The organism is Pseudomonas sp. MIL19 (assembly GCF_028680365.1).
GTDB lineage: Bacteria > Pseudomonadota > Gammaproteobacteria > Pseudomonadales > Pseudomonadaceae > Aquipseudomonas > Aquipseudomonas spirodelae.
Genome location: NZ_JAPPVG010000058.1, coordinates 1 through 7,593, shown reverse-complemented (window position 1 = coordinate 7,593; position 7,593 = coordinate 1). Strand labels below are relative to the sequence as shown.

Here is a 7,593-nt window from a genome sequence, read left to right as displayed (position 1 = left end):
TGGCGCATGGAAATCCCGGCGATAAGGGCTATCGCGTCCGCTTAAAAATACGCGGACACCATCGCCCTTAATGCTGGTGTTCGGAAGGTGACTTGGCTGGACGCTTACTGGCTACGCACCTTGCGCGCTGGTCAGCCGTCAATGTTTCGAGCGTGAGCTGAAGCGAAGGCGGGCTATCAAGGCCTGTAACCTTCAATCACAGGATAAGCATCTATGAATGCCATCGTATCGCTGAACCAGCCTTTGCTGGCAAAAAACGGTCTAGACATGAACGTCAGCCGTTTGGATTTCAAGCGGTTGAAGTACAAGTACACCGAGTCCTCTGAGGCAGAAATGTCGGCGACGGAGTGGGATATGTCCGAGCAGGAGTACCGCCGATTTCTGACGCTCAAGCGTTTCTACCCATCGATTGCGCTTGTGCCCAGCAAGACGGTAGATGCCATCTGGCATGCCCACATCTTAGATACCCGTGCTTACCGAGAAGACTGCCAGCATGTGTTCGGTCGCTTCATTGACCACTACCCATACTTCGGTATCTACGGCCAGGACGACTATCAGGAGCTGAAGAGCGCCTTTGCCCAAACAGTCGCGCTGTATGAAAAGCACTTTGGCGTTTATCCGGGGGGTAGCACTGAAGCACAGGCTATGCGTTGCGGTGACGACCATGCATGCCACGCTAAGTCTTCCTGCGCGTGTCGTGTTGAGGGTGCATGTAAAGACGATGTATCCGCCTATTAATTTTTGGAGTGATGACAATGAGCAAGCAGCCACAAAACCCAATCCGCCCTAACTCCCAGCCCGCCACTCGCCCGTTAGTTCCCAATCTTCCAAGCACCACAGGTAATAAGTCAGGCGGTGGTCGCGGAAATCACCCACCAGTGAAGTCTAAGTAATTTCACAGGGCCAACAGGTTCTGCAACAGAGCTTGTTGGCCTTTCGGAGTTACTCGACGCAGACTGAATCTATCGCTAGAATCCGGAGCAGGCGCCCGCCCAACTTGCACACGAGTTAAAACAGGCATTCTGCTCTCTCGCTCACATTCTCTTCAGCTGAGAAACCTCCAAAGCCTGCGCGTTCGGGGCTTAAACGTGTGCCGACTGCTCCGAGTACGTCAGGCGATGAGGATGGTTTCATGGCTATCAAAGAACTCGCGTTTTCCGCGAAGCAGCATCTAAATTCCGTAACTGGCCAGCAATTCAAGCAGAGCCATGTTTATGAGCTTTTAGCCGCATGCAATGGATTTAAGTCCAGTGCTTCGCTGAATTCGCATCATGTGTTTGCCTCGCTGGATGACGGGCCTGACATCTCGACAGAGTGTTTGCTGCTGCTGAATCAGCGTCTGATTGACCTGGGCTATGCAGGCGTTGCAGAGGCAGCAGGCTCTGCAATATTGAACTTCGTCAGTCTCCATCGATTTGCAGCTGTACCCCTCTCGTTCGTGCTTGCCTCTGTCAGGAGTGGCGATATCGGGGAACGCTATTTCGATGACTATTACGATGATCCTGACGACGATGATGATGGTTTCGAGGTTGCCACTCACTCTCGAAAAGAACCCTGGTTGGACGAGGATCGGCTAGATCTTCTTTTCGATGGGCTGGATGCTGCCGCTGGCCGAGGGAATGCTATGGCTCATTACGCGCTTGCTCTTATTTTCGGGCGAGGCGGAGTGTCGGATGAACATAATCCCAGTCCTGGGGACGACTATTGGCTCAAGCAGTTGGAGCTTGGAAAAGAGCTAAAGGGCGTTGAGCTGGAGTGGGCGCAAGCGGCTCTGGCAGATCGCGAGCGGATATCGAAATCTGATTTTCATCTCGAACAAGCAGCTGTACTGGGTTTCGATGAAGCGGTTGTAGATCTTGCAGAAAAAACCGGAGATCCAGCGCTACTCAGTCGAGCTTTTGCTCTTTCTTCCTTCAATGAGCCGATGCGGATTGCTGATTTAGCGGCAGAGTGTGGTCAGCCTGCGATGTCGAAGCATTGGTGCATCCAAGCGGCTAAGCAGGGCGACCTGCAAGCCATGCGTCACCTGATCGATGAGATTGATTCGGAGAATCTATTCCAAGGCTGGGTCTGGGTTTTCTTATCAGAGATGCTCGGTCGCGACCTCCGGAATAGCTCGATGAGGGCATACCACGAGGGTGGCATGTATGCCGATCAAGAGTACGACGATGATCAAGGTGGCCCGCTCTATGTCGCTGGGGATGAGGGTGTAGAACTGGAGCCCATCAGTTCTGCTGAAGAGGTTGAGGCCAAGAAGCAGGCAGCTGAACTGTTCCGCAGTCTTGGTAGTAAGGGCGTTTTCGGCATGATGGATTCAACTACAGGGAGTTTCGTATGAGTGGTCAGCCGCAAAACCTCAATGTCGCAATGTTCATCGATGCGGACAATGCACCCAGCCGCAAGATAGGTGACGTTCTCGCAGAACTCGCTTCCTACGGTTCGGTGTCCATCCGCCGAGCCTATGGCAACTGGAAGAACCCATGCCTGGATCCATGGGGCAAAGTGCTGCATGAGCATGCAATTCAGCCCATTCAACAGTTCGATCTGGTTAAAGGTAAGAACGCGACGGACATGGCCATGGCGGTGGATGCCATGGATGTACTGTTCAATAAGCCCGTTGATGTCTTCTGCTTGGTTTCGTCCGACTGCGATTTCACCCCATTAGTCATGCGACTGCGGGCCGAAGGTAAGCAAGTCGTGGGTTTTGGAGAGCGTAAAACCCCTGAGCCGTTCGTGAATGCCTGCTCACGCTTTCTGTACGTTGATCAACCAGAGCAGACGGATGACCAGGTCGCTGCCCTGATCACACACTTGGAAAAAAGTTTGGCGGTCGAAGAGCCAGGACTCGTCCCTTCTCCCGAGATGAAAACCGGTAAGGAGCTTAAGTGTGATACCAAACTCATGAACCTGTTGCGCAACGCGGTCGCCTATGCGGAGGGTGAAGAGGGTTGGGCTTCTCTCGCGACAGTGGGTAGTCGGATCGGTAATCAGGCATCGTTCGATGCTCGGAACTACGGTTATCCACGGTTGGTAGAGCTTTTTGCAGCCATCGATCTTTTCGAGATGAAGCGCGTCAATAATCACCCGCAGGTTCGCTACAAAAGACGGTCTGTTACGTCAGCCTCCTGACCTATCGGCTGAGGCCACGACAGCGTCACTTGCGACGGGCTGGCGATAATTGCTTTTCAGCAGCTGCTATAGCGAATGGCTTACATGGCCTGGTGGTGTTCGCCGCTTCCGGGCTTGTCTCGTGGGCACTAATCTAACCCCATCCACTGAGCAACGGATGTGCTCGGCATCAAGGATGATTGACCATCGCTAGGACGCATCGACAGGATGTTGAATGGTCAGGAAAGAACCCGCTTCGGCGGGTTTTTTGTTATCTGAAAAAGGCGCGGGCACATGGTCATTCCCCTGCAAGCCTGAGGAGCTAACCGTTGCGGCTATTCTGTGGGTGGGGCTGACAAGGCGAGAGACTCGCAAAATTATTAACAAAAACGTTAATAAATTCCCGAGCCGTGCGGTGCGTATATCGGGCGCTATGTTCAATGACGCCACGCAGGGGAGAGGGTGCTGGTGACCACTTCAGCGTGATGTGGCTACCGGATACCTGGGGTGTGGCGCCGCAGTCAGGGGGCACTTGGTCGGTGTGCTACTGGCGGGGGCGCCAACCCGCTTGCCAAACGACGGCTACCCTGTCACTGTAAATACGAATGTCATTACAGTGAGGGTCGCACCATGGCCTCCATCAATATCCGTATCGACGACGAGCTGAAAGTCCGCGCGTACCGGGAACTGGAAAAGCTCGGCGTCACCCCTTCTGAGCTGATGCGCCAAGCTTTGCAGTACGTGGCTGAGCGAGGTCAGCTTCCCTTCCGACCGGTACTGATGACCGAGGAAGATGAGGCCCTGATCGCCACGGTGCGCGAGCGTCTTGCTGCTCCTCAGCGCGTGAAGGTTGCGCTGGATGATCTATAGCCTTGAGTTTGATGCGCGGGCACTGAAGGAATGGCAAAAGCTGGGTGATACCGTTCGCCAGCAGCTCAAGAAAAAGCTCGATGAGGTATTGCTGAATCCGCGAATTGAAGCCAATCGGCTCCATTCGCTGCCGGACTGCTACAAGATCAAGCTGCGCAGCAGTGGTTATCGCTTGGTGTACCAGGTGATCGACCATGAGGTAGTGGTGTTTGTGGTGGCGGTTGATCGCCGTGAGCGTGAGCAGGCTTATCGCAAGGCAGCCGAGCGTCTCAAATAGCTGGTTGGGCCAGCTGTTCTCCTACGACTTAAAGGTGGTCTCGGCACGATGAGTGGTGATGATCTGCTTGAGCATCTACGGGCCGAAAATGCGCGCTTGATCGCGCTGTTGGAAGCGCATGGTGTTGAGTGGCGCTTGCCTGACGAGCCGCCGCTAGTTGAACCGACTAGCCCGCCTCCACTGATAAGTTCGAGTCTCGACACGGATGCCAAGCTGGCGCTGTTCAAGCGATTGTTTCGGGGGCGAACCGATGTGTTTCCCATTCGTTGGGAAAGCAAGGCCGGTAAAACAGGCTACTCACCCGCGTGCGCCAATGAATGGCGCCCAGGCGTGTGCGAGAAGCCACGGATCAAGTGCGGAGATTGCTCGTATCGCCAACTCCTGCCGCTGACCGATCAGGTGCTCTACAAGCACCTGGCCGGCGTGATTGTTATCGGCGTTTACCCACTGCTTCCAGATGACACCTGCTACTTCCTGGCGGTGGATTTTGACGAGGCCGATTGGCGTGAAGATGTCACGGCTTTTGCCCAGTCATGCCGTGAGTTGGACGTGCCGGTGGCACTGGAAATCTCTCGCTCGGGCAACGGGGCGCACGCCTGGATTTTCTTCGAGCGTAATGTCCCCGCCTATGAGGCGCGCCTGCTCGGCTCTGCGATCATCAGTCATACCTGCGAGCGTACCCGGCAACTGACGCTGGGCTCGTATGACCGACTGTTTCCAAATCAGGACAGCATGCCCAAAGGCGGCTTTGGCAACTTGATTGCCTTGCCCTTGCAGAAGCGGGCCCGCGCGTTTGGCGGCAGTGTTTTTGTCGATGAGACGCTGACGCCCTATCCCGACCAGTGGGCATTTCTGGCCAGCATTCAGCCTATGCCCGTGCAGGATATTGTGCCGAAAACCCTGCTGGCCACTGGAGGTCGCCATCCATTGGATGTCACCGCAGTAGCGGATGACGACGAGCCGAAACCCTGGCAGCGCACAGCGGAAAAGACTCAGAAGTTGGCTTGTCCGTTACCCGAGTCAGTGAACGTTACCCTGGCCAACCAGATCTATTTCGACAAGTCCGAACTGCCCCAGCCATTGGTCAACAAGCTGATCCGCTTGGCGGCCTTTCAGAATCCGGAGTTCTACAAGGCACAGGCCATGCGTCTGCCTGTGTGGAACAAGCCCCGGATCATTGGCTGCGCGGAAAATTTTCCTCAGCATATCGCCTTGCCCCGTGGCTGCTTGGATGACGTGAGGACGTTGCTGCAAGACAACGGGATTGAGTTGGTGCTGCACGATGAGCGCTTCGCAGGAGAGCCCATTGATGTCCGCTTTGCGGGCACGCTACGCCCGGATCAAGAGGCTGCTCTCGAAGGAATGCTAGTGCACGACACCGGTATCCTCTGTGCGCCGACTGCTTTTGGTAAAACCGTCACGGCAGCCGCGCTGATTGCCAGGCGAGGTGTAAACACGTTGGTGCTGGTGCACCGGACGGAATTGCTCCAGCAGTGGAAGGAGCGGTTGCAGGCGTTTCTGGGCGCAGACAAAACCAAGGTCGGCACCATAGGCGGTGGCAAGGCCAAGCCGACAGGCATCATCGATATTGCCGTGATGCAGTCCTTGTCGCGGCAAGGTGAAGTCAGTGAGCAGGTTAAAAACTATGGGCAAATCATCGTGGATGAATGCCATCACCTGTCAGCCTTTTCGTTCGAGGCCCTCCTCAAGGCTGCTGGGGCCAAATATGTCTTGGGGCTGACCGCTACGCCAGTACGTCGTGATGGCCAGCAGCCGATTATCTTCATGCAGTGCGGGCCCATTCGGCATACAGCGAGCAGGCCGGAGAGTGCTCCAGCTGATCTGGCCGTGACGCCGCAGTGGTTTTCTCGACCGATAGTCATGCCCGAAGGGACAGGCATCCAGGATGTTTTCTTGCAGGTGTGCAACGACACTGAGCGAACAGCCAAGGTTGTTGCCAAGGTCGGAGAGGCTTTTGACCATGGACGGAAGATCCTGGTGCTGACTGAGCGAACGGATCATCTCAGTGCAATAGAGGAACAGCTGGTTGGCCGGGTCGAGAACCTATTCACGCTGCATGGGCGGATGTCCAAGAAGCAACGCGCTGCGCTAATTGGCGAGCTGGAAGCACTGCCACCCGATGCCCCACGGGTGATCCTGGCAACCGGGAAACTGGTCGGAGAGGGGTTCGACCATCCAGCATTGGATACTTTGGTACTGGCCATGCCAGTTTCCTGGAAGGGCACTCTCCAGCAGTATGCGGGCCGCCTGCATCGGGAGCATGCAAGTAAGGCTGATGTGCGCATCATCGACTTCATCGATGCCGGACATCCTGCATTGCTCCGTATGTGGAGCAAGCGCCAAGCGGGTTACAAGGCTATGGGCTATCGATTTGCTGATTCTTCTAGCTCAATGGAGCTGCTGGCAAATGGTTAACGAGTCTTCATACAGCCACCAAGCTTCCGTCTGTCGGAGGTGGAAAGTGGCTGTTTCCTACTCGGTGGATTCACCGTAATCTGGGTTCCATTGACAGGTTGTCAATTCAGGCTTTGGCTTGAGGTTTGCCTCCAGCGCGTAGCTGTATTGCTGAAATGTAGTGCTGCGCGCGGCTCGTTTCAGGGGCTTACGGAAAATGCCATTTATTGCGGTCATTTTGACGGAAAATGCCACTTTATGTGGTTCGATCATGCCAATAATGGCGCCCATTATTTTTCGTAAGTTATTGATTTGATTGAATTTATTAAGATCGGCGAATGCCAGGTTTGTCGCCCGTCGACATTTTTGTCGACGGGCAGGTTAATTGTCATGATTGTGCGAGTTATTGTCATGATGAAATCTGCCACTACCCCGGCCTAGCGCCGGGGTTTTTCTTTCTGGATCAGTGCTTTAGATGTAGCTTAGTAATCTCCAGTAAGCGACTTCTGTAGTGAAGCTACAGGGCAAGCCCGGAAAATCTCGTTTTGAGAGTGCAAAAATCTGGGAGTTTTTGGGAGTGAAAGACGCGCGGCAATTAGTGCCGATCAAAACAGCGTCGCCCATCAGTCTCAAAAATTGTGATGGGTAGTCGAGTGCGACTCGCTTGCGGCTTCATCAAAACGAACCGCATGCTGTGCCAACCTGCCAACCTGCCAACCTGCCAACCTGCCAACCTGCCAACCTGCTGTAGGTGGGCAAAGTTATTTGCCCTTTCGGCCAAAGTTAAGCGGTTCGGCCAAAGTAATTTGCCAGTAACTTGAAAGCAAAAGCCCCTGCTGACGCAAATGTTGGCGCTGATGGAAAATTGACCCACCCTGCCGATTGAAATTTGACCCAGGGCGGATTGCTGATTTTGTTACCAG

Annotated in this window: 7 protein-coding genes; 6 read left to right on the top strand and 1 reads right to left on the bottom strand. The window is 54.6% G+C overall.

All coding sequences use genetic code 11. From position 1 onward, the window contains the following. The first annotated feature begins 213 nt into the window (after positions 1 to 213). The 6 genes from N1078_RS19055 to N1078_RS19030 all read left to right on the top strand — a co-directional run bounded on the left by N1078_RS19055 (position 214) and on the right by N1078_RS19030 (position 6,691). Positions 214 to 738 carry a glycine-rich domain-containing protein gene (locus N1078_RS19055; RefSeq protein WP_274089655.1) on the top strand — a complete coding sequence of 175 codons (525 nt, stop codon included), beginning with the start codon at positions 214 to 216 and terminating at the stop codon, positions 736 to 738. Between the two features lie 394 nt (positions 739 to 1,132). Continuing rightward, a complete protein-coding gene (locus tag N1078_RS19050; protein ID WP_274089654.1) occupies positions 1,133 to 2,338 on the top strand; it encodes a hypothetical protein in 1,206 nt (401 codons plus the stop codon). Next, entirely contained in the window at positions 2,335 to 3,129 is a 795-nt protein-coding gene (locus N1078_RS19045; RefSeq protein ID WP_274089653.1) for an NYN domain-containing protein, read from the top strand. Before N1078_RS19050 ends, N1078_RS19045 begins: the two co-directional genes overlap by 4 nt. 609 nt (positions 3,130 to 3,738) lie before the next feature. Continuing rightward, positions 3,739 to 3,978, top strand: coding sequence for a type II toxin-antitoxin system RelB/DinJ family antitoxin (locus N1078_RS19040; protein WP_039964104.1), 240 nt, complete (start codon positions 3,739 to 3,741; stop codon positions 3,976 to 3,978). Continuing rightward, entirely contained in the window at positions 3,968 to 4,255 is a 288-nt protein-coding gene (locus N1078_RS19035) for a type II toxin-antitoxin system RelE family toxin (protein ID WP_274089652.1), read from the top strand. The genes N1078_RS19040 and N1078_RS19035 overlap by 11 nt, the downstream gene beginning before the upstream one ends. Positions 4,256 to 4,303: 48 nt before the next feature. After that, positions 4,304 to 6,691 (top strand): TOTE conflict system archaeo-eukaryotic primase domain-containing protein, encoded by a 2,388-nt coding sequence (locus N1078_RS19030; protein ID WP_274089651.1) that lies wholly within the window; start codon positions 4,304 to 4,306, stop codon positions 6,689 to 6,691. Positions 6,692 to 6,748: 57 nt separating this feature from the next. Here the strand turns inward: N1078_RS19030 and N1078_RS19025 are convergent, their stop codons facing one another. Next, positions 6,749 to 6,961: a hypothetical protein gene (locus N1078_RS19025; RefSeq protein ID WP_274089650.1), complete on the bottom strand. Its 213-nt coding sequence runs from the start codon at positions 6,959 to 6,961 to the stop codon at positions 6,749 to 6,751. Positions 6,962 to 7,593 lie beyond the last annotated feature (632 nt).

Excerpts from the sequence above, each read along its gene's own strand:
- N1078_RS19045 (WP_274089653.1), top strand. The coding sequence starts at position 2,335 with ATGAGTGGTCAGCCGCAAAACCTCAATGTCGCAATGTTCATCGATGCG.
- N1078_RS19030 (WP_274089651.1), top strand. The coding sequence starts at position 4,304 with ATGAGTGGTGATGATCTGCTTGAGCATCTACGGGCCGAAAATGCGCGC.
- N1078_RS19055 (WP_274089655.1), top strand. The coding sequence starts at position 214 with ATGAATGCCATCGTATCGCTGAACCAGCCTTTGCTGGCAAAAAACGGT.
- N1078_RS19040 (WP_039964104.1), top strand. The coding sequence starts at position 3,739 with ATGGCCTCCATCAATATCCGTATCGACGACGAGCTGAAAGTCCGCGCG.
- N1078_RS19050 (WP_274089654.1), top strand. The coding sequence starts at position 1,133 with ATGGCTATCAAAGAACTCGCGTTTTCCGCGAAGCAGCATCTAAATTCC.
- N1078_RS19035 (WP_274089652.1), top strand. The coding sequence starts at position 3,968 with ATGATCTATAGCCTTGAGTTTGATGCGCGGGCACTGAAGGAATGGCAA.
- N1078_RS19025 (WP_274089650.1), bottom strand. The coding sequence starts at position 6,961 with ATGGGCGCCATTATTGGCATGATCGAACCACATAAAGTGGCATTTTCC.